General features: G+C 72.2%; 21 protein-coding genes. 16 read left to right on the top strand and 5 right to left on the bottom strand.

What is annotated here, in order from left to right; all coding sequences use genetic code 11:
• Positions 1–303 precede the first annotated feature (303 nt).
• Positions 304–1,038 (top strand): RNA polymerase sigma factor, encoded by a 735-nt coding sequence (locus KM933_RS00880; RefSeq protein ID WP_221347782.1) that lies wholly within the window; start codon positions 304–306, stop codon positions 1,036–1,038.
• Positions 1,038–2,261, top strand: coding sequence for a hypothetical protein (locus KM933_RS00875; protein WP_221347781.1), 1,224 nt, complete (start codon positions 1,038–1,040; stop codon positions 2,259–2,261). Before KM933_RS00880 ends, KM933_RS00875 begins: the two co-directional genes overlap by 1 nt.
• A gap of 209 nt (positions 2,262–2,470) precedes the next feature.
• On the opposite strand, the gene KM933_RS00870 is transcribed toward KM933_RS00875, so the two are convergent.
• Positions 2,471–3,331 (bottom strand): L,D-transpeptidase family protein, encoded by an 861-nt coding sequence (locus KM933_RS00870; RefSeq protein WP_221347780.1) that lies wholly within the window; start codon positions 3,329–3,331, stop codon positions 2,471–2,473.
• A 148-nt stretch (positions 3,332–3,479) separates the two neighbouring features.
• Between KM933_RS00870 and leuE the strand changes: the two genes are divergently transcribed.
• Entirely contained in the window at positions 3,480–4,133 is a 654-nt protein-coding gene (gene leuE, locus KM933_RS00865) for a leucine efflux protein LeuE (RefSeq protein WP_221347779.1), read from the top strand.
• On the opposite strand, the gene KM933_RS00860 is transcribed toward leuE, so the two are convergent.
• A complete protein-coding gene (locus KM933_RS00860; RefSeq protein WP_221347778.1) occupies positions 4,130–5,689 on the bottom strand; it encodes an FAD-dependent oxidoreductase in 1,560 nt (519 codons plus the stop codon). The two genes, leuE and KM933_RS00860, sit on opposite strands and share 4 nt — an antisense overlap.
• Before the next feature lie 87 nt (positions 5,690–5,776).
• On the opposite strand from KM933_RS00860, the gene KM933_RS00855 reads away from it, so the two are divergent.
• Positions 5,777–6,418, top strand: a complete 642-nt coding sequence (locus tag KM933_RS00855; protein WP_221347777.1) for a TetR/AcrR family transcriptional regulator C-terminal domain-containing protein — start codon at positions 5,777–5,779, stop codon at positions 6,416–6,418.
• On the top strand, positions 6,405–6,719 hold the full coding sequence (locus KM933_RS00850; RefSeq protein ID WP_221347776.1) for a hypothetical protein: 315 nt from the start codon (positions 6,405–6,407) through the stop codon (positions 6,717–6,719). Before KM933_RS00855 ends, KM933_RS00850 begins: the two co-directional genes overlap by 14 nt.
• Before the next feature lie 8 nt (positions 6,720–6,727).
• On the opposite strand, the gene KM933_RS00845 is transcribed toward KM933_RS00850, so the two are convergent.
• From KM933_RS00845 to KM933_RS00835, 3 genes are read right to left on the bottom strand one after another with little or no spacing between them, the layout of a single operon-like run.
• A complete protein-coding gene (locus KM933_RS00845) occupies positions 6,728–7,897 on the bottom strand; it encodes an acyltransferase family protein (protein ID WP_221347775.1) in 1,170 nt (389 codons plus the stop codon).
• Complete coding sequence (locus KM933_RS00840) at positions 7,894–9,228, bottom strand: alpha-2,8-polysialyltransferase family protein (protein WP_221347774.1); 1,335 nt, start codon at positions 9,226–9,228, stop codon at positions 7,894–7,896. Before KM933_RS00840 ends, KM933_RS00845 begins: the two co-directional genes overlap by 4 nt.
• The gene (locus KM933_RS00835) at positions 9,225–10,202 is read right to left on the bottom strand and encodes a glycosyltransferase family 2 protein (RefSeq protein ID WP_221347773.1); all 978 of its coding nucleotides are present in this window, start codon (positions 10,200–10,202) and stop codon (positions 9,225–9,227) included. Before KM933_RS00835 ends, KM933_RS00840 begins: the two co-directional genes overlap by 4 nt.
• Positions 10,203–10,400: 198 nt before the next feature.
• On the opposite strand from KM933_RS00835, the gene KM933_RS00830 reads away from it, so the two are divergent.
• The 11 genes from KM933_RS00830 to KM933_RS00780 all read left to right on the top strand — a co-directional run bounded on the left by KM933_RS00830 (position 10,401) and on the right by KM933_RS00780 (position 24,539).
• The gene (locus KM933_RS00830; protein WP_221347772.1) at positions 10,401–11,735 is read left to right on the top strand and encodes a DUF6716 putative glycosyltransferase; all 1,335 of its coding nucleotides are present in this window, start codon (positions 10,401–10,403) and stop codon (positions 11,733–11,735) included.
• A 130-nt stretch (positions 11,736–11,865) separates the two neighbouring features.
• Positions 11,866–13,140, top strand: coding sequence for an N-acylneuraminate cytidylyltransferase (locus KM933_RS00825; RefSeq protein ID WP_221347771.1), 1,275 nt, complete (start codon positions 11,866–11,868; stop codon positions 13,138–13,140).
• Between the two features lie 14 nt (positions 13,141–13,154).
• Entirely contained in the window at positions 13,155–14,093 is a 939-nt protein-coding gene (locus KM933_RS00820; protein ID WP_221347770.1) for an N-acetylneuraminate synthase family protein, read from the top strand.
• 464 nt (positions 14,094–14,557) lie between these two features.
• Complete coding sequence (locus KM933_RS00815) at positions 14,558–15,574, top strand: hypothetical protein (protein ID WP_260332878.1); 1,017 nt, start codon at positions 14,558–14,560, stop codon at positions 15,572–15,574.
• Between the two features lie 260 nt (positions 15,575–15,834).
• Complete coding sequence (locus tag KM933_RS00810; protein WP_221347768.1) at positions 15,835–17,055, top strand: amidohydrolase; 1,221 nt, start codon at positions 15,835–15,837, stop codon at positions 17,053–17,055.
• 247 nt (positions 17,056–17,302) lie between these two features.
• Complete coding sequence (locus KM933_RS00805) at positions 17,303–18,391, top strand: BMP family lipoprotein (protein ID WP_221347767.1); 1,089 nt, start codon at positions 17,303–17,305, stop codon at positions 18,389–18,391.
• Between the two features lie 321 nt (positions 18,392–18,712).
• Positions 18,713–19,762 (top strand): BMP family lipoprotein, encoded by a 1,050-nt coding sequence (locus tag KM933_RS00800; RefSeq protein ID WP_221347766.1) that lies wholly within the window; start codon positions 18,713–18,715, stop codon positions 19,760–19,762.
• A gap of 232 nt (positions 19,763–19,994) precedes the next feature.
• Entirely contained in the window at positions 19,995–21,740 is a 1,746-nt protein-coding gene (locus KM933_RS00795; protein WP_308013202.1) for an ABC transporter ATP-binding protein, read from the top strand.
• Complete coding sequence (locus KM933_RS00790) at positions 21,737–22,861, top strand: ABC transporter permease (protein ID WP_221347765.1); 1,125 nt, start codon at positions 21,737–21,739, stop codon at positions 22,859–22,861. The genes KM933_RS00795 and KM933_RS00790 overlap by 4 nt, the downstream gene beginning before the upstream one ends.
• Positions 22,858–24,120, top strand: coding sequence for an ABC transporter permease (locus tag KM933_RS00785; RefSeq protein WP_221347764.1), 1,263 nt, complete (start codon positions 22,858–22,860; stop codon positions 24,118–24,120). The genes KM933_RS00790 and KM933_RS00785 overlap by 4 nt, the downstream gene beginning before the upstream one ends.
• Positions 24,117–24,539 (top strand): cytidine deaminase, encoded by a 423-nt coding sequence (locus KM933_RS00780; protein ID WP_221347763.1) that lies wholly within the window; start codon positions 24,117–24,119, stop codon positions 24,537–24,539. Before KM933_RS00785 ends, KM933_RS00780 begins: the two co-directional genes overlap by 4 nt.
• Positions 24,540–24,557 lie beyond the last annotated feature (18 nt).

Below are 24,557 nucleotides of genomic sequence, written 5' to 3'. Positions count from 1 at the left end.
CCGCGTGCTGCCGATGGCAACGACCGGGGCCGCCACCCCCCACAGGAGAGGCCCCGGCCGTCGCGCGGCACGGACCGCGCGGCGGTCCGTACTTTCCTCAGCGTCGACGGTGCGTTTTGTGTCACACCCCGTCCGGCAACGAGTTAGTTGCAAGTTGTACGGGCGTGGACGTGCCCCGGATTCAAGCCGTAACGTGCATTTCGCGCCGGATGCGGAGCAGGACCGCAGCCATCCGGCGACAGACCACGACGGAGAGGGCCCGGCCCGCGAGAGCGGCGCCGGCCGGGCGCAATAAGGGGCGCGGTGCTGGGGGACGACGCGGAGCTGACCGCCGCGGTGCTTGCCGCACAGTACGGGGACGAGACCGCGTTCCGGACTGTGTACCGAGCCGTGCACCCACGGCTCCTGGGATACGTACGGACGCTGGTCGGCGACGTGGACGCCGAGGACGTGACGTCCGAGGCATGGCTGCAGATCGCCCGGGACCTGGAGCGGTTCAGCGGTGACGCCGACCGGTTCCGCGGCTGGGCGGCCCGGATAGCCCGCAACCGCGCGCTCGACCACATACGCATGCGGGGCCGGCGCCCCGCGACCGTCGGCGACGAGACCGAACTCACCGGCAGGGCGGCCGAGTCCGACACCGCCGGTGAGGCCATCGAGGCCCTCGCCACGGACCGCACCCTCTCCCTCATCGCCAGGCTGCCGCAGGACCAGGCGGAAGCCGTCGTGCTGCGCGTCGTGGTCGGCCTCGACGCGAAGACCGCGGCCGAGACGCTGGGCAAACGGCCGGGCGCCGTCCGCACGGCGGCGCACCGCGGTCTCAAACGCCTCGCGGAACTGCTCGGCACGGAGCCCGGGACAGCGGACGTGGGTTCCGGGAACGGGGCCGTGGCTCCCGGCGCGGCGGCGGATGCGGAATCGGCGGGTTCCCTGAGTTCGGTTCCTCCGCAGAGGCCCCCGCGCACCGAGCCGCGTACCCGCGCGGTGACGTCCGCCGGTGTGACGCATACGCCGTCGCGGACGCAGAAAGACATGTGATGGCCGACGAACGCTGTGTTACCCCGGGGGACGGCTCCCGGGCCTCCGGCCGGTGGCTGGACCGCGACGCGGCGGACCGTCTGCTGCGCGGGGAGCCGCTCGACACCGCCGACGGCGAGGTCCGCGACCAGGCCGACCGGCTCGCCGAGGCGCTCGGAGCGTTGGGCGCGAGCGCCGTCGGCACCGCACCGACCAGCACCGAACTTCCCGGAGAGGCCGCCGCGTTGGCTGCCTTCCGCAGTGCGCGCGCCGACCGCGACGGTGCGGAGGCGAGCCTCCGCCCGTCCGCCCGTACGCACTCCGCGGCCCCCTCCTCGTCGCCGGGCACCTCCCTGGACGCGGGCCTCGTCCACCTCGGCCGCGCCGCCGCGGAGCGCCGTACGCCCTTCCCCCGCTGGATCCGCCCGGTGCGCCACGGGCTCGCCGCCGTGCTGGCCGCCGGGATGCTCGGCGGGATCGCCCTGGCCGCGACCACCGGTGTACCGGCCTTCGGCGGCGGGGACGAACCGGAACCCGGCGCCTCCGCGACGGTCACCGCCGCTCCGGACCGCCCGCTCCGGACGCCGTCCCCCGACAGGCCCCCCGGAAGCCTCGACAGGCCGCGGCCCGGAAGCAGCACCGGCGCCCCGGCCGGTGCAGGCTCCGTCCCGCGGGGCGAGGCGGGCGGGGACACGGGTACGGGTCCGGGCGCACGGCCCGGCTCCGACGGCGAGGGGCGCGGGAACCGCCCGGCGCAGCGGTGGACGGGGCTGGCCTCGGCCTGCCGCGACCACCGCGAAGGCAAGGACCTCGACCCGGGGCGCAGACGCACCCTGGAGGACGCGGCGCACGGCGCCGGGCAGGTGCGGAAGTACTGCGAGGGCGTCCTCGGGAACCGGGACCGCCGCGGCGACGCGGACCAAGGCGGCAACGGCAAGAGCGGCGGCGGCAAGAGCGGCAACGGCAAAAGCGGCGACGGCAAAAGCGGCGACGGCAAGAGCGGTGACAGCCAAGGCCACAACGGCAAGAGCGGCGAGGGCAGGAGTGGTGACGAAGGCGGCGGTCGCGACGGCCGCAGCGGTGGCCATCACGGTGACGGCCAGGACCGCGACGGCGGAGCCGGGGACGGCAGGGGCGGGGACGGCGGCGGTCGTGGCCACACCGGGCCGGGCGCCTTCCAGGGTGACGAGAGCGCGGCCGGCCGCGGCAACGCCGACCCCTCGGCGTCCTCGTCTCACGTCTGACCTGCTGGTTCGTTCCCCTTACACGTTTCCATCGCCCCGGTGTGACATTTTCGGCCGCCCCGGCGCAGTAGTAGGTGAGCCGACTGGTCATCGGCTGCCGCACTGAGCCGGGGTTCCCCCCGTACCCACGGCTCGGTGCACACAGGCGCGGGCGGGACTCGTTCCCCCGGTCCCGCCCGCGCCCTCCCACTCTCCGCGCCGTCGGGTCCTCACCAGTAGATGACGACCTTGTCGCCGTTCCTCACCTGCGAGAACAGTGCGGCGATCTTCGTCTCGTCCCGTACGTTCACGCAGCCGTGCGAACCGCCGTAGTAACCCGTCGCCGCGAAGTTCTCGGAGTAGTGGACCGCCTGGCCGCCGCTGAAGAACATCGCGTACGGCATGGGCGAGTCGTAGATCGTCGACACGTGGTGGCGCGACTTGAAGTAGACGGTGAAGACGCCTTCGCGGGTGGGCGTGTACTGCGAGCCGAAGCGCACCTCCGTCGTGGAGAGCGTACGGCCGTCGATCATCCAGCGCAGGGTGCGGCTGGTCTTGCTGATGCACAGCACCCGGCCCGTCATGCAGCGTGGGTCCGGTGCCGCGGCCGGCTGGCCGCCCGACGCGTACAGGTCCCACTTGCCCGGCTCGTGCGTCATCCCCAGCAGCCGCTGCCAGGTCACCGAGTCCGTCGTCCCGGTCATCGGCAGGCCCCGCTTGCGCTGGAAGCCCCGTACCGCTTCGGCCGTCGCGGTGTCGTACGTGCCCGTCGGCCCCTCGTAGAGCCACAGGACCTCGCGCAGCCGGGCCTGCAACTCCCGTACCTCCCCGCCCCGGTCGCCCGGCGACCAGAGGACCTTCGGCGCGGGCTGTCCGGCGGGGACCCGGGGCTTCGCGTCGTCGGCGGAGCGGTCGGCCGGTACCGGCGCACCGGCCGTCGGCCCGCCCGGCGCCGGTGTGCCCGTCACCGGCTTGCCCGTCTTCGGGTCGACGGTCTGGACGGTGCATCCGCTCACCGCTGCGAGCACGGCCGCCGCCGTGACCGTCACCGCCGCCGCGGCGACCGGACCCCGCCTGCCCGTTGTACGCATCCGAACCCCTCGCTGCTCACCGGACCGGATCCCGCTGTGCGGTCGACGACATCGACAATGCGCTCTGGTGCCACCTGAGATGGTGCCCCGCGTGCCCGATCCGGAACTAGGGGGCGTCGTGTCGTACCCGGGTGCGACACTGCCTCTCATGCTTGGTGTGACCGATCTCCCCACCTATCTCGTGGGACTTGTGCTGATTGTGCTGCTGCCGGGACCGAACTCGCTCTACGTGCTGTCCGTGGCCGCGCGGCGAGGGGTCCGCAACGGCTATCGGGCCGCCGCCGGCGTCTGGTGCGGCGACGCCGTGCTGATGACGCTCTCGGCCGCCGGTGTCGCGTCGTTGCTGCAGGCCAACGCGCTGCTGTTCTCGATCGTGAAGTACGCGGGCGCCGGATATCTGAGCTGGCTGGCGTTCGGGATGCTGCGGGCCGCGTGGGCGATGTGGCGGACGCGGCAGGAGCGGAGGGGAGCCGAGGAGGCCGCCCCGCCGGTCACCGAGGAGCGGCCCTACCGACGGGCGCTCGTCATCAGCCTGTTCAACCCCAAGGCGATCCTGTTCTTCGTGGCCTTCTTCGTTCAGTTCGTGGACGCGGCGTACGCGTATCCGGCCGTCTCCTTCGTCGTGCTGGGCGCCTTCGCCCAGCTGGCGAGCTTCCTCTACCTCAGCGCGCTGATATTCGGCGGGACGAGGCTCGCGGCGGCCTTCCGGCAGCGCAGGCGGCTCTCCGCGGGAGCGACCTCCGCCGCCGGGGCGCTCTTCCTGGGCTTCGCCGTCAAGCTGTCCCTGGCCAGTTCCGTCTAGGAAGGGCGGGAAGGGCGGGAGAGACGGGAAGGGTAGGAGGGACGGGAGGGGCGGGACTCCGGGGCGAGGCCCACGAGCGCCGCGTACTCCTCCAGTCCCCGTGCCGGCCCTCGTGCCGGCTCCCGTACCGGCCCCTGTGCCGACTCGCCCGCCCAGCCCACGTGGCCGTCGGGGCGGATCAGGAACACGCCGGTCCCGTACGCCTCGTACGCGGGGACGCGGACCGTGCGGACGCCGGGGAGGCCCGGCACGCCGGCGTCCGTGCCGACCGTGAGCAGCGTCCAGTGCGGGCCCCGGAAGGCGTCGAAGAGGCGGACGCCGCCCCGGATGCCGTCCGGTGCGCGGTCGCCCGCGTGCAGGGCGTCCTCGGGCAGATCCGCGCGGGTCTCGACCGCGAGCGCCGAGCCCCTGTATCCGAGGCCGAGCTGCTGGGTGGCCGCGCCGCGCCGGACCTGGCCGCGGTGGACGCCGGTGGACAGGCCCAGCATCTGCGCGGCGACGGGACGCCGCTCCTCCTCGTACGAGTCGAGGAGGGCGGCCGGGGCGCCGCGGCGCAGTACGGCCGCGAGTTTCCAGCCCAGGTTGTAGGCGTCCTGGACGCTGGTGTTGAGGCCCTGGCCGCCCGCGGGCGAGTGGACGTGCGCCGCGTCGCCCGCCAGGAGGACCCGGCCCTGCCGGAAGCGGTCCGCCAGCGCGGCGCGCGGCCGGAATACGGAGGCCCAGCGGACCTCGGTCACGTCGTCCGGGGAGAGGTGCGTCCGGGTGGCGACCAGGGTGCGGATGCCGTCGGGGGAAAGGTCGGGCCCGGCGGAGGCGTCCGCGAAGCCCGCCATCAGCTGGAAGTCCTCGGTGTGCGGCAGGGGGCAGAGGGCCAGGATGTCTTCCTTGCCGTCGACGGGCGGGAAGAAGTGCCAGTTGTCGCGGTCGAGCCCGGTGACACGCACGTCCGCGACGAGGGCGGGCGCCGGGTCGACCGTCTCGCCCGTCATGCCGACACCGAGTGCGCGGCGCACGGCCGAGCGGCCGCCGTCCGCGGCGACGGCGTAACGGGCGCGCACGGGGGCGCCGGAGGCGAAGCCCGCCGTCACGCCGTCGGTGTCCTGGACCAGGCCCGCCAGTTCCCGGCCGAAGGCGATGCTCCCGCCCAGCTCCTCCAGGCGTGCGCGCAGGATCTCCTGGGTGCGCCACTGCGGCACCATCCAGGCGTCGCCCGCGTACGGCTCGGCCTCCGTCGGCTCCGTCTCGTCGGACATCCGGTGCTCGCCCTGCCGCCGTCCGTCCCGCCAGATCATCCCGACGGGGTACCTGCCGCCCCCCGCCCGGATCGCGTCCAGCACGCCGAGGTCGTCGAAGACCTCCAGGGTGCGGGGCTGGATCCCCTTGCCCCGCGAGCCGGGGAAGAGGGCGGCGGCCTGCTCCACGACGAGCGCGCGCACGCCGTGCCGGGCGAGGTCGAGCGCGAGTGCGAGGCCGGTGGGCCCGGCACCGACGACCAGGACGTCGGTGGACTCGGTGGACTCGGTGGATTTGGTGGGCACGACAGATTCGGCGGACATGTCCTTAACGCTGTTAAGTTCCATGGGGTGAGGGTCTCCTTAACGATGTTAAGTTGTCAAGGGGAAGCCGCCGGATAGGGTGCGACCGTGGCTGTGGGGAAGATCGACCGAGCGCTGGTGGCCGACACGGCGCTGCGTCTGCTGAACGACGTCGGCCTCGACGGGCTGAGCCTGCGCGCCATCGCCAAGGAGCTGGACGTCAAGGCGCCCGCGCTCTACTGGCACTTCAAGGACAAGCAGGCACTGCTGGACGAGATGGCGACGGAGATGTTCCGGCGGATGGTCGCCGGTACGCGGATCCCGCCCGGTGCGCGGTGGCGCGAGCGGCTCCTCGTCACGAGCCGCGGCCTGCGCACGGCGTTGCTCGGCTACCGGGACGGGGCCAAGGTCTTCAGCGGCTCCCGGTTCACCGAGACCGTGCACGCGGTGCAGATGGAGGAGAACCTTCGCGCCTTCGTGGACGCGGGGTTCACGCTTCGCCAGGCGGTACGCGCCACCAACACCGCGTACCTGTTCACGCTGGGCTTCGTCACGGAGGAGCAGGGCGTCCACCCCCTGCCGGGGGAGCGCCGCGAGGGGTACGACATGGCGGCCCGCGCCGAACTGCTGGCCGGCTTCCCCCTGTCGGCGGCGGCGGGTGAGGTGATCTTCGAAGGCTACGACGAGGCATTCGAGGAAGGGCTGGCGCTACTGCTGAAGGGGATCGAGGCGGAAAGTGGAATCAACTGACCGCCCCGGACCGGTGGGCGGGCTGTCCGCCGGACCGGAACCGGACGGAACCGCAGCGCCCGAGGACCCGTCCACGCCGCCGCAGACCGCCCCGGCCGCGAGCGGGCCGGGGATCGCGCCGCCGGTCGGCCCGCTCGGCGATTTCGTCGTCGACCCCGCCGCCCGGGCCGAGCTGGCCCGCCGGACGGCCGAGATCGCGGAGCTCCTCGACGAGGCCGGTGACGCGCTCGGCGGGATCCTCGCAGAAATGCAGCGAGAGGCGCGGCGAGAAGTGCAGCGAGAGGCGCGGCGAAAGGCGTAGCGCGAGCCTCAGCGCGGGCGCGACAGCGCCGAGCGCAGCCGCGGGGCCGACCGGTCCTCCACGTAGCGGTTCAGCAGCCACGCCAGGACCAGCATCGTCGCGACCGTCAGCGGCATCGTCGCGTACGACGGGATGCCCAGGCTCTGGTGGTAGGCGCGGATGGCGACCCAGCCCAGGTGCTCGTGGACCAGGTAGAAGGGGTACGTCAGCGCCCCGGCCACCGTCAGCCACGGCCAGTTCGCCCGGTTCAGCCAGCCCAGGGCGATCGCGGCGACCGCCACGAAGCCGAGGGTGACGACCAGGATGATCCCGGTGGAGGTCCGGTACGAGAAGTGCGCCGGATCGGGCGCGTGCCACAGCTCCGCCACCGCGTAGTGCTGGCCGATCAGCCAGCTCACCCCCACGATGCCCCAGGCGTACGCGTCACGCCGGTCGCGGTGGACGAGGTACAGGCCGATGCCGCCGACGAAGAACGGCGCGTACTCGGGCATCAGGACCAGGTCCAGCAGCGGTTCCCGCGCGGCCTGCGCGATCGCCGCGGCGAGCGTCCAGCCGGCGCAGAACAGGATCACGCGCTGCCGGGTCGCCCCCGGCAGGACGACGCACAGCGCGAACAGCGCGTAGAAGCGGATCTCCGCCCAGAGCGTCCAGCAGACCCCGAGCACCCGGTCGGCGCCCAGCGGCTGCTGCATGAGGGTGAGGTTCACCAGCGCGTCGCTCGGCGAGACGGCCTCGTACGCGACCACCGGCAGCGCGAACACGGCCGTGACGAGGACGACCGCCGCCCAGTACGACGGCAGCAGCCGGGAGGCCCGCGAGGCGAAGAACGAGCGCAGGCTCCGTCCCCAGCCGCTCATGCAGATCACGAAGCCGCTGATCACGAAGAAGACCTGCACGCCCAGGCAGCCGTACGCGAACCACGTGTGCAGCGTGGGGAACTGGAGCTGCGGCGAGGTGCCCCAGGCCTGGCCCACCTCGCCGTCCCGGCCGCCGTAGTGGTACGCGGCGACCATCAGCGCGGCGATCAGCCGGAGCCCGTCGAGCGCGCGCAGCCGCGGCACGCGCTTCTCCGGAACTATCCGGGACGGTACGGACGCCGCGGGCACGGCAGCGGTGCGGTCGCCCGCCTCGGCCCCGGGAGAGGACGCCGAAACGGGCGACGGGTTCATGGTGCTCATCCCAGCGTGGCCCTCTTCAGGGATCGGGCGCGCTTGGCCACACGGCGTACGGTCGCGTTGCGCGGAATGAAGGCGAGCTGGGCGGGCACCGCGCCGGGCAGCCCCAGCGCGGTGAGGCGCCGCCGCTTGAAGTAGCGCCAGGTGTGCGTGTCCAGGTGCCGCGCCAGGTACCGCTCGGCGTCCGGCCGCGTGCTCGGGTAGATCTTCGGCTGCATGGCGTAGCTCACGGCCCGCACCAGCTCACCCAGTTCGTCCGCCGCCAGGCCCGTGCGCTGCCCGGTGACCGCCGCGTGGTCCGTCAGCTCCGGCAGCAGGGCGTCCACGATGGTGACCGGGATCCGGTTGCTGTTCTCGTACGGGGTGAGGCGGTCGAGGAGCGGTCCGGTGCCGATGCGGGCGACGGGGAGGCCGTACAGCGCGGAGGCGGTGAGCAGCGCGGTGGAGAAGCAGCCGACGACCAGCGCGGGACGCATCCGCTGGTACAGCACCTCGGCGAGGACCGGCGTGTCGAGCACCGTGAGGTCGGCGCCGATCCGCTCGGCCTCCTTCTCCAGGGCGCGCGACCAGCGGGCCGGCGCGCTGGGATGCGGCTTGAACACCACGCGCTCGTGGCCGAGTGCGACGGCGCCCCTGAGCATCCGTACGTGCAGGTCCTCCTCCTCCTCGGCGGTGAGGATGCCGAGGGCGGAGAGGTACTGGCCGAGCAGCAGGGCCGGCGCGTCGACGGCGGGCAGTTCGTCGCCGGTCTTCACGAGTTCGGCGAGGACCCCGGTGAAGGCGGCGGTCGGCACGATCTCCGGCCCGACACCGAACTCCGTGAGCAGCTGGGGCGTGAGGCCCGGCACCAGGTCCAGGTGGAGGAGGCGGTCGATACGGGTGCCGACCAGCGGGTCGATCTTGCTGCGGGTCGGGCCGTAGCTCATCAGGCCGTCCGCGTAGACGGTGACGGGGGCGCCGGTGAAGATCTGGGTGACGCTGAGCGCGGGGTTCACCTGGATCGACTCGACGGTCAGTTCCACGTCGTCGTCGCCGAGCCCCCAGGCGAGCCGCAGGTGCCGCTCCCACAGCGGTACGTCGTCGGACCGCGGGGCCCAGCCGCCGGGGTGGAACGGGAAGATGGTCTCGTTCCACGAGATCACGTCGTCGAACCGGCCGCGCAGCTGCGCGAACCCCGGCATCTCGTCGACGCCGGGTGTCGTCTCGGGCGTCGCCGAGTTGTTGGAGACGAGCAGGATGCGGCGGTCCGCGGGGCGGAAGCACCCGGAGTCGACGGCGGCGGCGAGCGTCGCCGTGCCGTACAGCGTCGACGCCATGAAGATCTGGGTGGTCACGCGGACACCCCCGCGGCGGCCGGACGGCGGCGCAGCCGACGCAGCCGCGTCGCGCGCAGCATGTCCATGGAGTCGAGTGCGTCGTCGAGGACGTCCTGCGGCATGCGCCGCAGGGCGACCGCACTCATCGACTTCAGTTTCCGTGCCACGGCCGGCTCGAACCTTTCGACGGATCCCAGGTGATGGGAAATAATCGCACAGTAGGTACGGACGGCTTTCGGCAGGAGTTTGTCCGCCTCCCGGTCCTGGGCCGTCTCGCTTATCACCTGGTCGAATGCGCGAATGAAATCCAGCTGCCGTACGTCACCGATCTGGGTCAGCGAGGAGGCGACACCGCGCCGGTAGAACACGCCGAGCAGCCCCACCGTGGCGAACGACTCCGCCTCCCGGTGCAGCTTCCAGATCCACGGCCGGTCCTCCGCCGTGCGCAGCCCGTCGGTGAAGTGCAGCAGGCCCCGGTCGGCCAGCCGGCGGTGGTAGATGCCGGCCCACGCGTACGCGTAGTCGACGGAGGTGGAGCGGTCGGCGGGCAGGATCGCCTCGCGCGGATCCAGTACGACACCGCGCCTGCCGTACGGCACGCGGTGGATGCTGCGGGCCCGCGCGGTGCACTGGACGTGGTCCGTGCGGACGAAGTCGCAGCCCAGGTTCTCGATGGTGGCGAGCAGTTGCTCGTAGTAACCGGGGGCGAGCCAGTCGTCCCCGTCCAGGAACGTGAGGTACTCGCCGCGCGCCGCGTCGATGCCCGTGTTGCGCGCGGTGGCCAGTCCTCCGTTCTGCTCGTGTCGGACATGCACCGCGCCCGGGAGCTCGCGCTCCGCGCGCGCGAGGATGTCCGGTGTCTCGTCGCGGGAGCAGTCGTCGACGAGGATGAACTCGAAGTCGTCGCGTGCGTTCGCACGCAGACTCTTCAAGGTGTCGGGCGCATATTGCTGCACGTTGTAGAACGGCACGATGACGGAGAGCTTGACCACCCACGTGACGTTAGGCGGCGGCCCGGCATTCGTCTTGACCGTTGGTGGGATACCAGGTGAACGACGCGTGGCGGAATGGTGAACCAGGCTTTATAGGGCGCGGATCGGGGGCCGGGTCGCCATTCGGCGATGTGCTGTTAACCCTTTGTTGTATTCCGGTTGGGCCGGTGATCGGAATCGCTTCCTAGCGTCTCCGGTGTGCCAGCAAGTACCACGAAGCCCCTGCGAGCAGCCGTACTCGCCGATTCCGACACCCGGTGGAAATGGGGCGCGCTCACCGCGAACCGTATCGCACCGGCCGATTCGGACATCAGGCTCGACGGCTACCTCCTGAGGGGCCGTGCGACCCCCACCGCCCGTCAGCTCGAAGAGGTCGGCGTCCGCGCGGACTCCCTGCGGGAGGTCACCGCCGCGGAGTTCCTGCGGGAGATGGCCCGCGAGGACGCCGCGTACGACGTCCTCGTGCTGTCCCTCGTCGGCGGCGGCGTCCAGGCGATGCTGCACGGGCTCTCCCACCAGTGGCGGGAGCGCGCGGCGACGGGGAGCACGCGGCGGCCCGTGGTCGTCACCGGCTATGTCGGCGTCGTCTACGAGAAGCTCGCCGACGGGCTGCTGCTGCGGCACGGCGCGGACCTCGTCCTCGCCAACTCCCGCCAGGACGCGGAGCGTTTCCGCGCCGTGTACGAGGGGGTGGGCGCCGACGCCTCCTCGGTGACCGAGGTCGCGCTGCCGTTCCTCGGCGGCGCCCCGTACGAGAAGCACGACCCGTACACGGTCGTCTTCGCCGCGCAGCCCTCCGTGCCGGAGAGCCGCAAGGACCGTACGTACCTGCTGAACCGGCTGGTCCGGCACGCCCGGCTGCACCCGGACCGCGAGGTCCTGCTGAAGCTGCGGTCCAAGCCGGGCGAGCACACCACGCACATCGAGGAGCAGCCCTACCAGCGCCTCGCGGAGCGGGTCCCGGGCGGCCTGCCCGCCAACCTCCGCCTCGTGTACGGGCACATGGGCGAGGTCCTCGACCGTACGGACCTGCTGGTCACCGTCAGCTCGACGGCGGCCCTGGAGTCCCTGCACCGCCGGATCCCCACCGTGGTCCTCACCGACCTCGGGGTGCGCGAGTCGCTCGGCAACCACCACTTCGTCGGCTCCGGGTGCCTGGCCTCCTGGGACCAGCTCGACGACGGGCACGTCCCGTCGCCCGACGAGCGCTGGGTCGCCCGGCAGGGCGTGGGCGCCGACGGCTCGTACGAGAACGCCTTCGACGCGGCCCGCGAACGCATCGCCGGGCTGCTCGCGGGCGGACCGCTGCCCGCCCTCGCCCCCTACTACACGCCCGTCACCGCGCCCGGCTACCTGCCCGGCATCCTCGCCCGCCACCACCTCGCGCCGGACGGCAGCCCGCTGCCGGGCGCGCCCGACGCCGACCGGGAGCCGGGGCCCGTGCGGCAGATCGTGCGGCGGGCCGCGCGCGGTGCCTACCGGCACGGGGTGCAGCGGGTGGCCCCGGTCATCCGGCGGATGGGGGAGCTGTGAGCTTCCCCTCGCCGGGGACCCGGCGACCCACCGCCGCCCTGCGCCCGCGGATCCGTCGTGGCTGGTCGCGCAGTTCCCCGCGCCCCTTTCGGGGCGCCATACGGCAGCCCTTCATCAAGGAGTACAGCGAATGACCAACTCGGAAGCGGGGCGGCTCGCGGCCGTGCCGCGTGTGCTCGCGGTGATTCCCGCGCGGGGCGGGTCCAAGGGCGTTCCCGCCAAGAACCTGCTCCCCGTCGGCGGCGTGCCGCTGGTCGCCCGCGCGGTGCGCGAGTGCCGGGCGGCCCGGCTCGTCACGGACGTCGTGGTCTCCACCGACGACCAGGCGATCGCCGCCGCGGCCCGCGAGGCCGGCGCCGAGGTCGTGCTGCGGCCCGCCGCCATCGCCGGTGACACGGCGACCTCCGAGGCGGCCGTCCTGCACGCCATGGACGCCCACGAGACGCTGCACGGCTCCGCCGTGGACGCCGTGCTCCTCGTGCAGTGCACCAGCCCGTTCATCGTCCGCGAGGACATAGACGCGGTGGCGGGCGCGGTCGTGCGGAACGGCGCGGACACCGCACTGACGGTGGCCCCCTTCCACGGGTTCATCTGGCGGGACGAGGACGAGGCGTTCGCCGCGGCGGACGGCGGCCACGCCGCCCCCGCGCCCTCCGCCGCCGCCGGCGGTTACGGCGTCAACCACGACAAGTCCTTCCGGCCGCGCCGCCAGGACCGGCCCCAGGACCTGCTGGAGACCGGCGCCGCGTACTGCATGGACGCGGCCGGCCTGCGCGAGCACAAGCACCGCTTCTTCGGGCGGACCGAGCTCGTGCGGACCGACCCCGCGCGGGTCCTGGAGATCGACGACCCGCACGACCTCGCCCGCGCCCGGGCCCTCGCGCCGCTCTTCGACGCGAACCGGCCCGGCGCCCTCCCGACCGCCGAGGACATCGACGCGGTCGTCCTCGACTTCGACGGCACCCAGACCGACGACAGGGTGCTGATCGACTCCGACGGAAAGGAGTTCGTCTCCGTGCACCGCGGGGACGGACTCGGCATCGCGGCCCTCCGCAGGAGCGGCCTGACGATGCTGATCCTCTCCACGGAGCAGAACCCGGTCGTCGCCGCCCGCGCACGGAAGCTCAAGATCCCCGTGCTGCACGGCATCGACCGGAAAGACCTCGCGCTGAAGCAGTGGTGCGAGGAACAGGGCATCGCGCCCGAGCGCGTGCTCTACGTCGGCAACGACGTCAACGACCTCCCGTGCTTCGCCCTCGTGGGCTGGCCCGTGGCGGTCGCGAGCGCCCACGACGTCGTACGCGGCGCCGCACGCGCGGTCACCACCGTCCCCGGCGGCGACGGCGCGATCCGAGAGATCGCCAGCTGGATCCTCGGCCCTTCTCTCGACTCCCTCGACAAGTAAGGAACTTCTCCACCATGAGCACCAACTCCCGCCTGCGCAAGTTCGGTTCCAAGACCGCCGGCCCCGGCCACCCCGTCTACGTCGTCGGCGAGATCGGCATCAACCACAACGGTGAGCTGGAGAACGCCTTCAAGCTGATCGACGCGGCCGCCGAGGCCGGCTGCGACGCCGTGAAGTTCCAGAAGCGCACCCCGGAGATCTGCACCCCGCGCGACCAGTGGGACATCGAGCGCGACACCCCCTGGGGCCGCATGACCTACATCGACTACCGCCACCGCGTGGAGTTCGGCGAGGACGAGTACCGCCAGATCGACGAGTACGCCAAGTCGAAGAACATCGACTGGTTCGCCTCCCCGTGGGACACCGAGGCCGTCGCCTTCCTGGAGAAGTTCGACGTCCCGGCCCACAAGGTCGCCTCCGCCTCCCTCACCGACGACGAGCTGCTGCGCGCCCTGCGCGCCACCGGCCGCACGGTCATCCTCTCCACCGGCATGTCGACGCCGAAGCAGATCCGCCACGCGGTCGAGGTCCTCGGCAGCGACAACATCCTGATGTGCCACGCCACCTCGACGTACCCGGCGCAGGCCGAGGAGCTCAACCTCCGCGTCATCAACACCCTCCAGGCCGAGTACCCGAACGTCCCGATCGGCTACTCCGGCCACGAGACCGGCCTGCAGACCACGCTCGCCGCGGTCGCCCTCGGCGCCACCTTCGTCGAGCGCCACATCACCCTGGACCGCGCGATGTGGGGCTCCGACCAGGCCGCCTCCGTCGAGCCGCAGGGCCTGACCCGTCTGGTGCGCGACATCCGCACCATCGAGGCGTCCCTCGGCGACGGCGTCAAGAAGGTCTACGAGTCCGAGCTGGGCCCGATGAAGAAGCTGCGCCGCGTCCCGGGCGTCGTCGCCGAGTCCGAGATCGCCGCGGCCGCCGGCGAGCCCGTCTCGGTCTGAGCCACTCCCACCCCTCCGGAATCCAGGGAAGCGACGGTCGTACGTCGATGAGTCCCCGCGCCGGGTCCACCGGCCCCCAGTCACCCGCCACGCTGGCTTTCGTGGAGAGCCCGGTGCAGCTCCTGAACGTCCTGGAGTGGGCGCACGCGCACGGCCGGCGGGCAGCCCGCCGGCCGACGGGCGAGACCTCCGGGCCCCCGGGCCCGGAGCCGGGGGCCGGTGGGGCCGGCGAGCCCGCCGGAGTCGGCACGACCGGCCTTTCCGGCACGACCGGCGGGTCCGGTGAAACCGGCGGGCCCGGCGGTTTTGGCGAGTCCGACCGTTCCGGCGCGACCGGTGGGACCGACCGTTCCGGCGCGACCGGTCATGCCGGTGGGACCGGTGGACCCGGTGGGTCCGGCGAAACCGGCGGGACCGGCCGTTCCGGCGGAACCGACGGAACTGGCCGTTCCGGCGCAACCGGCCTGCCCGGCGCGTCCTCCGGGCCGGGCGCCTCCGGCCCCGGGGCCCCGGGGACCGACGGCGGGCTCACCCTCGTCGTCCTGTCCCCCACCGACCCGATGACCCGCGGACAGCTGCGGCGCATGGCCGAGCTGGCCCGCAACGAGGGCTACGACGTGCGCTGGGAGGAGGCGAGGGGCGGCACCTCCGCGCCGTTCCACACGGTCGGCGGGCTCGCCCCGCTGCTGCGCCGGGCACGGCGCATCGTGATGGGCGACCCCTTCTCGCGGTACGTGCAGCTGCTGCTGACCATCACCCGCGCCCGCGACCTCGTCGTCGTGGACGACGGGACCGCGACCATGGAGTTCGTCTCCCAGCTCGCGCGGGGCGAGCGCCTGGTGCGGTGGCACCGGCGCGGCGGGCGCCCCGGGGCCCGGGACCTGGTCTTCGCACCGGTCTCGGCCCGGGCCCGCCGCCGGCTCACCCCCGGAGCGGGCCGGCGGGTGGAGGTCTTCTCCTCCATGCCGATCACCGAGACGCCCGAGGGCGTCGACATCACGGTCAACGACTTCGCCTGGACCCGTGCCCGGTTCGGCCCGCCCCGCATCACGAAGGGCGCCGACCTGGTCGGCACCTCCCTGGTGGAGACGGGCGTCGTGGACCCCGACCGCTATCTGGAAGCGGTGAGGGGCCTGGCCGTCGCCCACGGGGCCACCCGGTACTTCGCGCACCGCAGGGAGGGCTCCGAGAAGCTGCACCGGCTGGCCGTCGAGACCGGTCTGGAGATCGTCCGCCCGGACCTGCCCCTCGAACTGATCGCCCGTCGCGGCCCCATCGGCCGTACGATCCTGAGCTTCCCGTCGACGGTGGTGCACACCCTGCCGCTCGCCCTGGCCGGCACGGAGGTCAGGGTCGCCGTCCTGGACATAGACCCGGCCTGGCTCACCGAGAGCGCCTCCCCCCGGGCCCAGGGCTTCCTGTCGGGGGTCACCGGCACGGCGCGCGACGTCCACCGGCTGTCGGCCGTGAGCGCCGGCTGAGACACGGGACGGGCACCGGCGCGGTTGTGTCCGGCAGTTGAACAGAATCGTTCAGGGGCTTGTATGCGTGGTATGCGTAGACAGCCGGTGGGCTGGGCAGGCGAAGGACCAACCGCCCGGAAAGCCGGGCGAGTGTACCCAACCCAGTCGATACCTATGCGTCGCGCGGTCGGCTTTTCTTCCCGAACGGGTTGAAATTTTGTTGATCGTAGCTCCGTCGGCCGTCGCGTCGCCCTACCCTTCAGAGGGTGAACCAACTGATGTCCCAAGAGTCCGAGGCCGATCCGTCCGGGGAAACGTCGCTTCCCGGCACGCTGTCCGAGGCGCTGCGCGCCGAACTCGTCGCGTTCCGGCGTGACCTCCACATGCACCCGGAGCTGGGCAACCAGGAGTTCCGCACCACCGCGGCGATCAAGGAGAGGCTGGAGCGCGCCGGTCTGCGGCCCCGTGTGCTCGACACGGGGACCGGGCTCATCTGTGACGTCGGCGTACCGGACCCCGCGCTTCCGATGCTGGCCCTGCGCGCGGACATCGACGGGCTGCCCATTCCGGACATGAAGACCGGATGCGCGTACCGGTCGACGGTGCCCGACCGGGCCCACGCCTGCGGACACGACGTGCACACGACCATCGTCCTGGGCGCCGCCCTCGTCCTCGCGGACCTGTACGCCAGGGGCCTCCTCGACCGGGCCGTGCGCCTGATCTTCCAGCCCGCCGAGGAAGTGCTCCCCGGCGGCGCCACCGAGGTCATCAAGTGCGGCGGCCTGGACGGGGTCGGGCGGATCGTCGCCGTCCACTGCGACCCGAGGGTCGACGCCGGGCGCGTCGGCCTGCGGTACGGGCCCATCACCTCCGCCTGCGACCGTGTCGAGGTCCGGCTGGACGGCCCCGGCGGGCACACCGCGCGACCGCACCTCACCACCGATCTCGTCACCGCCGCCGCCCGGGTCGCCGTCGACGTGCCGGCGGTCGTCGCCCGGCGGGTCGACGTCCGCGCCGGACTCTCCCTGACCTGGGGACGCATCGAGTCGGGCCACGCCTGCAACGTGATCCCGCAGCGCGCCGAGCTCTCCGGGACCGTACGGTGCCTGGACCTCGACGCCTGGCGGAACGCACCCGACCTGGTGCACGCCGCCGTCGACGAGGTCGCCGCGCTGCACCGGGCCAAGTCCCAGATCACCTACGTGCGCGGGGTGCCGCCGGTCGTCAACGACCCGGGCGTGACCGACCTGCTGCGGGGGGCGATGACCGCCCGGCTCGGGTCCGACTCCGTCGAGGGCACCGAACAGAGCATGGGCGGGGAGGACTTCTCCTGGTACCTGGAGCACGTGCCCGGCGCCATGGCCCGCCTCGGCGTGCGCCCGCCGGGCGAGCGGACCGTACGGGACCTGCACCAGGGGAACTTCGACGTCGACGAGTCGGCCATCACGGTGGGCGTCGAGCTCTTCACCGCGGCCGCCCTCCTGGACGCGCGGGGCTGACGCACGGAGGCCGGGGCGGCCGGCGGACGGAAGGGGCGCCGAGGGGGCGTCCCTTCCGTCCGCCGCACCCCCTTCGTCCACCCGCGTCACCCGGACGTAACCGGCGGCGGACGTTCGTAACAGGCCGTCGGCACGAATCGGTAACGGCCGTGAGGAACCCCGTTCCCCTCCCCTTCTACGCGCGTTACGGTTCGCCGCAGTCAGCGTCGGCGACGGCGCCGTTGGGGAAGGTAAGGAGTGCTCTCTCATGCGTCGGAATTCTCGGATCGCCCGGAGGACAAGGCTCTCGCAGGCCGTTGCCGCCGCCGCGGTCGTAGTCCTCGCGGCCGCCGGCTGCGGTGAGACCAGCAACGAGTCGTCGGGCGGCGACAGCGACTCCGGCCCGGACTCCGGCTACCAGGGCAAGGGCATCGGTCTCGCCTACGACATCGGCGGCCGGGGCGACCAGTCCTTCAACGACGCCGCCTACTCCGGGTTCGAGAAGGCCCGCAAGGAATTCAAGATCGGCGGCAACGACATCGAGCCGAGCGACGGCGAGGCGGACGCCGACAAGGTGCAGCGTCTGACCCAGATGGCGAAGGCCGGCTACAACCCCATCATCGGCGTCGGCTACATCTACGCCCCCGCGGTGAAGGAGGTCTCCGCCAAGTACCCGGACCTCACCTTCGCCGTCATCGACGACGCCCAGGTCAAGGCGGACAACGTCGCCGACATGGTGTTCGCCGAGGAGCAGGCTTCCTACCTCGCCGGTGTCGCCGCCGCCGAGACCAGCAAGAAGAAGCACGTCGGCTTCATCGGCGGGGTGGACATCCCGCTGATCCACAAGTTCGAGGCGGGCTTCGTCCAGGGCGTCGCGTCGGTGGACCCGAAGATCAAGGTCGAGAAGCGGTACCTCACCGAGAAGCCCGAGGACGGCGGCTTCGCCAACCCGAGCATGGGCAAGGAGGCCGCCGGCGGCCAGATAGAGGCCGGCGCGGACGTGATCTACCACGCGGCGGGCCTGTCCGGCCAGGGCGTCATCCAGGAGGCCGCGGCCGAGAAGGTCTGGGCGATCGGCGTCGACTCGGACCAGTACAAGCAGAAGGCCCTCGCCGCGTCCAGGGACTGGATCCTCGGCTCGGCCCTCAAGGACGTCGGCGGCGCCGTCTACGAGGTCACCAAGTCCGTCGTCGAGGGGAAGCCGCTCTCCGGTGAGCACCGGGGCGACCTGAAGTCGGGCGGCGTGGGCTTCGCCGACTCCAACCCGAAGTACCGGGCCATGACCGATGTCGTCGCGGCCGTCGCCAAGGCCGAGGAGGACATCGTCAGCGGCAAGGTCACGGTCAAGACCGAGTAGGCACCCGAGGCCGCCCGGCCGGCCCGCGGGGGGGCACGGGCGGGCCCGGGTCGGCCGTCGGCCGGCGGGGGCCGGCCGCGCGGTTCCCCGCGCCCCCGGAGGGCGGACGTACCGGCCGGTAGCCCCGGTGGCGGACACCTTCGCAGGTCGTACGCCCCTCGCCTCCCGCAAGGGGCGTACGACGTTCCGTAGTCTGTACGGCATCTGTGGCCACAGCTCGGTAACGGACCGGACAGAAGGGGTTTTCCGTCTGGTCTACGCGCGTTACGCTGCGGCGGAACCAGCGCCTGTACAGGCGCATGCACTAAGGAGTCACGCACCATGCGCCGGGTGTCCCGAATCGCTGTCGCGGGCGTTGCGACCGCTACCCTCACCGCCGCCCTCGCCGCCTGCGGCGGCACCTCCAACGACGCCTCCGACGGTGGTGACGGCAAGGCCAAGGGCCTCGCCATCGCGTACGACGTCGGCGGCAAGGGCGACCAGTCCTTCAACGACGCCGCGACCGCCGGCATGGAGAAGGCCGCCGCGGAGTTCAAGTACGGCTCCAAGGCCGTCGAGCCGACCGACGGCGAGTCGGACGCCGACAAGGTGCAGCGCCTGGAGACGCTGGCCAAGGCGGGCTACAACCCGGTGATCGGCGTCGGCTACGCCTACGCCCCGGCCGTCGCCGAGGCCGCGGACAAGTTCCCGAAGACGACCTTCGGCATCGTCGACGACGAGACGATCGACAAGAAGAACGTCGCCGACATGGTCTTCCACGAGGAGCAGGCATCCTACCTCGCGGGCGTCACGGCGGCCCTGACCACCAAGTCCAGGACCGTCGGCTTCGTCGGCGGCGTGGACATCCCGCTGATCCACAAGTTCGAGGCGGGCTACAAGCAGGGCGTCGCGGACACGGACCCGAAGGTCAAGGTCGTCTCGCAGTTCCTGACCGAGAAGGCCGAGGACGGCGGCTTCGCCAGCCCCGACAAGGGCAAGACCGCCGCCGAGGGCCAGATCGAGGACGGCGCCGACGTGGTCTACCACGCCGCGGGCCTGTCCGGCCAGGGTGTCATCGAGGCCGCCGCCGCCGCGAAGGTGTACGCGATCGGCGTCGACTCCGACCAGTACAACCAGAACGCGCTGAAGGCGTACAAGCAGTACATCCTCACCTCGGCCACCAAGGACGTCGCGGGCGCGGTCTACAACCTCGCCAAGTCGGTCCAGGACGGCAAGCCCGCGACCGGTGTCGTGCGCGCCTCCCTCAAGACGGGCGGCGTGGGCCTCGCGGACTCGAACCCCGTGTTCAAGGACGACACCGAGCTGCAGGAGGCCCTGAAGAAGGCCACCGACGGCATCAACGACGGCAGCATCAAGGTCAAGACCTCGTAGGCGGCGCAGGCGGCCGTTCGTGGTAAGCATGGTCGACCGGGCGCTGTAACGGCGGCGCCGAGGTCGCGCAGACGGGGTGCGGGAAGGATGGTCTTCCCGCGCCCCGTTCGCGCGGAGGATGGTCCGGTTCCGTCCGGGAAGTGGGTGTGTGCCCGGAACGCCCGGCCTCCGCAGTAGTAGTCGAAGCAGGGGCGCTACGCGCGTAGATGGCCCCTTTTCCAAGGAGTGCGCCATCGACGCGTCCAGCAGCCCCCCGCTCGCCGCACGGTCACAGCCACCGTCGACCGTCTCGGTCGAGCTGGCGGGGATCACCAAGCGGTTCCCCGGTGTCGTCGCCAACCACGACATCCACCTGTCCGTCCGCAAGGGCACCGTGCACGCCCTCGTCGGCGAGAACGGCGCCGGCAAGTCGACCCTGATGAAGATCCTCTACGGCATGCAGAAGCCGGACGAGGGCACCATCGCGGTCGACGGCGAGCAGGTGGCCTTCGCCAGCCCCGCCGACGCCATCGCGCGCGGCATCGGCATGGTCCACCAGCACTTCATGCTGGCCGACTACCTCACCGTCCTGGAGAACGTCGTCCTGGGCAGCGAGAAGCTGCACGGCATCGGCGCCGCCGCCCGCGCCAGGATCAAGGAGATCTCCGACCGGTACGGCCTCGGGGTGCGCCCGGACGCCCTCGTCGAGGACCTCGGCGTCGCCGACCGCCAGCGCGTGGAGATCCTCAAGGTCCTCTACCGCGGCGCCCGCATCCTCATCCTGGACGAGCCCACCGCCGTCCTGGTCCCGCAGGAGGTCGACGCGCTCTTCGACAACCTCCGCGAGCTCAAGGCCGAGGGCCTGTCCGTCATCTTCATCTCCCACAAGCTGGGCGAGGTCCTGTCGGTCGCCGACGAGATCACCGTCATCCGCCGCGGCACGACGGTCGGCACGGCCGTCCCCGCGGAGATCACCTCCCGGCAGCTGGCCGAGATGATGGTCGGCAGCGAGCTGCCCACCCCGGAGACCGCCGAGTCGACGGTCACCGACAAGCCCGTCCTCCAGGTCGAGGGCCTGACCGTGTACGCGGCGGGCGGCGCCTCGCTCGGCGAGACCGGAACCGTCGGCGAGGCCCCGGCCGCCGGATCCCTCGCGGGCGACGCGGCCGGCGGCGACGCCAAGCGCGTCCTGGACGACGTCACCTTCACCATCCACGCCGGCGAGGTCATGGGCATCGCCGGCGTCGAGGGCAACGGCCAGACCGAACTGGTCGACGCCCTGATCGGCCTCAGGCACGCCGACTCGGGCACCATCCGCTTCCTCGGCGAGGAGATCACCTCCTGGCCCACCCGCAGGCGCCGCGAGCGGGGCGTCGGCCACATCCCCGAGGACCGCCACCGCCACGGCCTGCTCCTGGAAGCCCCGCTGTGGGAGAACCGCATCCTGGGCCACGTCACCGAGAAGCCCAACTCCAAGGGCTTCTGGCTGGACCCCAAGGGTGCCCAGGACGACACCCGCCGCATCGTCGAGGAGTACGACGTCCGGACGCCCGGCATCGACGTCACCGCGGCCTCCCTGTCCGGCGGCAACCAGCAGAAGCTGATCGTCGGCCGCGAGATGAGCCACAAGCCGCGCTTCCTGATCGCCGCCCACCCCACCCGCGGGGTGGACGTCGGCGCCCAGGCCGCCATCTGGGACCAGATCCGCGAGGCCCGCCGCGAGGGCCTGGCCGTGCTGCTGATCTCCGCCGACCTGGACGAGCTGATCGGCCTCTCCGACACCCTCCGGGTGATCTACGACGGCAGACTGGTCGCGGACGCCGACCCGGCGGCCGTCACCCCGGAGGAGCTCGGCTCGGCCATGACCGGCGCCGCCTCCGGACACCTGGAGCACGTCGAGCACGGGCACGGGTCCGAAGAGCGGACAGAGCGCGCGGAGCGCGGGCCCGCAGCGCCCGCAGCGCACACAGAGGCAGCCCCGGAGGACGAGGCCCGATGAAGAAGTTCGACAAGGAGCGCGTGCTCCTCGCGGTGGCCGGACCGGTCATCGCGCTCGTGGCGGCCGTGGTGCTGACCTCGTTCGTACTGATCGCCTCGGGCAAGAACCCGATCGAGCCGTACACCCTGATGTTCGAGCAGGCCGGGTTCGCCGACGTCCAGGTCCTGATCATCAACCAGGCCGGCGTCTACTACCTCGCCGCCCTCGCGGTCGCCGTCGGCTTCCGCATGAACCTCTTCAACATCGGCGTCGACGGCCAGTACCGCCTCGCCGCCATGATGACCGCGGTCGTCGGCGCGCACGTCTCGCTGCCCGCCGCCCTGCAGATCCCGTTCCTGATGCTGGTGGCCGTGCTCACCGGCGCCTTCTGGGCCGGTATCGCGGGCGTCCTCAAGGTGACCCGCGGAGTGAGCGAGGTCGTCGCGACGATCATGCTCAACGCCATCGCCACCAGCCTCATCGGCTACCTCACCCTCACCGAGGTCTGGGGCCAGCCGCTCGGCAACAACCAGACCACCGGCGTGATGAAGGAGTCCGGCTGGTTCCCCGGCCTCGACATGGGCGACGCGGGCGAGATCTACGGCTTCACCGTGATCGCCGTCCTCGCGGGCGTCCTGTACTGGCTGGTCCTCAACCGCACCCGCTTCGGCTTCGACCTGCGCGCCACCGGCGCCTCCGAGACCGCGGCGGCCGCCTCCGGCGTGGACGCCAAACGCATGGTCCTCACGGCCATGCTGATCTCCGGCGGCGTGGCCGGCCTCGCGGGCCTGCCGATCCTCCTCGGCGACGCCCACACCTACAGCCTGTCCTTCCCGACCGGCCTCGGCTTCACCGGCATCACCATCGCGCTGCTCGGCCGCAACAACCCGGTCGGCATCGCCTTCGCCGCCCTGCTGGTCGCCTTCCTCGACAAGGCATCGCCCGCCCTGGACTACGCCACCCCGGTGGCGTACGACAAGGAGATCGCGGTGATCATGCAGGGTCTCATCGTGATCGCGGTCGTCGTCTCCTACGAGGCCGTACGCGTCTGGGGCCTGCGCCGCCAGCAGCGGCGCGTCGGCGCCGAACTGGCCGCGGCCGCCGCCAACGACAACTCCCAGAAGGAGGTGGCTGCCCGATGAGCACCTCGACCGCCGCCAAGCCGCAGGCGCCGAAGCCCGCCCGGGGCCGCCGCCGTATCTCGCTCCCGGTCCTGCTCCTGGCCATCGCGGGCCTGCTGGTCCTCGTCTCCGTCGTCCGGCTGATCACGGACGCCAACGGCATCACCTCGACCGGCCAGATGTCCACCGCCCTGCGGCTGGCCGTGCCGATCGGCCTCGCCGGTCTCGGCGGACTGTGGGCCGAGCGCGCGGGCGTCGTCAACATCGGCCTCGAAGGCATGATGATCCTCGGCACCTGGTTCGGCGCCTGGGCCGGCTTCCAGTGGGGCCCCTGGACCGGTGTCGCCTTCGGCATCATCGGCGGCGCCCTCGGCGGCCTGCTGCACGCCGTCGTGACCGTCACCTTCAACGTCAACCACATCGTCTCCGGTGTGGCCATCAACATCCTGGCCCTCGGCGCCACCCGCTACCTGTCGACCTTCGCCTTCGAGGGCGAGGACGGTGGCACGTCCAAGCAGTCGCCGCCCGTCGACTCGCTCGGCACCTTCGACATCCCGGGCCTGTCGGACTGGCTCCAGACCCTCAACGGCAAGCACTGGTTCCTGGTCTCCGACCTCGCCGGCCTGATCGGCGGCGTCTTCACCGGCCTGTCCCCGCTCACCGTGGTCGCCGTCGCGCTCGTCCCGGTCACCTGGTGGGTCCTGTGGCGGACCTCCTTCGGCCTGCGCCTGCGCTCCTGCGGCGAGAACCCGGTGGCGGCCGAGTCGCTCGGCGTCAACGTCTACAAGTACAAGTACCTGGCGGTCGTCATCTCCGGCGGTTTCGCGGGCCTCGGCGGCGCCTTCCTCTCCCTGGTGGCCTCCAACATCTACCTGGAGGGCCAGACCGGCGGCCGCGGCTACATCGGCCTCGCCGCGATGATCTTCGGCAACTGGATGCCGGGCGGTCTCGCCCTGGGCGCCGGCCTCTTCGGCTACACCGACAGCCTCAAGCTGCGCGGCGGCGGCACCAACGTGCACGCGCTGCTGCTCCTGCTGGCCCTGCTGCTGGTCATCGGCGCGGCGTACTTCGTGTGGAAGAAGAAGTACGTCCACGCGGCGGTCACCACACTGATCGGCGTGCTGGTCTTCCTCTGGTACACCACCACCAACGAGGTCCCGAACCAGGTCGTCACCGCCACCCCGTACGTCGTCACGCTCCTCGTCCTCGCCCTCTCCGCGCAGCGCCTGCGGATGCCGAAGGCCGACGGCATGCCCTACCGACGGGGGCAGGGAAAGTGACGGCCGCGCAGGCCGGGAACCCGGCCACCCCGGACGTCGACTGGGAGGCGCTGCGCCGGACGGCCCGCGAGGCCATGTCCCGCGCCTACGTCCCGTACTCGAACTACCCGGTCGGCGTCGCGGCCCTGGTCGACGACGGCCGCACGGTCTCCGGGTGCAACGTGGAGAACGCCTCGTACGGGCTCGGCCTGTGCGCGGAGTGCGGCCTGGTCTCGCAGCTCCAGAACACCGGGGGCGGCCGGCTCACGCACTTCACCTGCGTGGACGGCCACGGCGAGATCCTCGTCCCGTGCGGCCGCTGCCGCCAGCTGCTGTACGAGTTCGGCGGCCCCGAGCTGATCCTGGAGACCCCGGCCGGTCTCCTGCCGCTCTCCGAGATGCTGCCGCAGGCCTTCGGGCCCGAGCACCTCACCAGGTAATCCACGGCGGCCCCCGGA

This window comes from Streptomyces beigongshangae (genome assembly GCF_019710745.1).
Taxonomy (GTDB): domain Bacteria; phylum Actinomycetota; class Actinomycetes; order Streptomycetales; family Streptomycetaceae; genus Streptomyces; species Streptomyces beigongshangae.
The sequence above is the reverse complement of the archived record's forward strand: the minus strand, read 5'-3'. Positions and strand labels throughout refer to the sequence as shown.

Excerpts from the sequence above, each read along its gene's own strand:
- KM933_RS00825 (WP_221347771.1), top strand. The coding sequence starts at position 11,866 with ATGACCAACTCGGAAGCGGGGCGGCTCGCGGCCGTGCCGCGTGTGCTC.
- KM933_RS00785 (WP_221347764.1), top strand. The coding sequence starts at position 22,858 with ATGAGCACCTCGACCGCCGCCAAGCCGCAGGCGCCGAAGCCCGCCCGG.
- KM933_RS00845 (WP_221347775.1), bottom strand. The coding sequence starts at position 7,897 with ATGAGCACCATGAACCCGTCGCCCGTTTCGGCGTCCTCTCCCGGGGCC.
- KM933_RS00790 (WP_221347765.1), top strand. The coding sequence starts at position 21,737 with ATGAAGAAGTTCGACAAGGAGCGCGTGCTCCTCGCGGTGGCCGGACCG.
- KM933_RS00805 (WP_221347767.1), top strand. The coding sequence starts at position 17,303 with ATGCGTCGGAATTCTCGGATCGCCCGGAGGACAAGGCTCTCGCAGGCC.
- KM933_RS00810 (WP_221347768.1), top strand. The coding sequence starts at position 15,835 with ATGTCCCAAGAGTCCGAGGCCGATCCGTCCGGGGAAACGTCGCTTCCC.
- KM933_RS00860 (WP_221347778.1), bottom strand. The coding sequence starts at position 5,689 with ATGTCCGCCGAATCTGTCGTGCCCACCAAATCCACCGAGTCCACCGAG.
- KM933_RS00800 (WP_221347766.1), top strand. The coding sequence starts at position 18,713 with ATGCGCCGGGTGTCCCGAATCGCTGTCGCGGGCGTTGCGACCGCTACC.
- KM933_RS00820 (WP_221347770.1), top strand. The coding sequence starts at position 13,155 with ATGAGCACCAACTCCCGCCTGCGCAAGTTCGGTTCCAAGACCGCCGGC.
- KM933_RS00875 (WP_221347781.1), top strand. The coding sequence starts at position 1,038 with ATGGCCGACGAACGCTGTGTTACCCCGGGGGACGGCTCCCGGGCCTCC.
- leuE (WP_221347779.1), top strand. The coding sequence starts at position 3,480 with ATGCTTGGTGTGACCGATCTCCCCACCTATCTCGTGGGACTTGTGCTG.
- KM933_RS00870 (WP_221347780.1), bottom strand. The coding sequence starts at position 3,331 with ATGCGTACAACGGGCAGGCGGGGTCCGGTCGCCGCGGCGGCGGTGACG.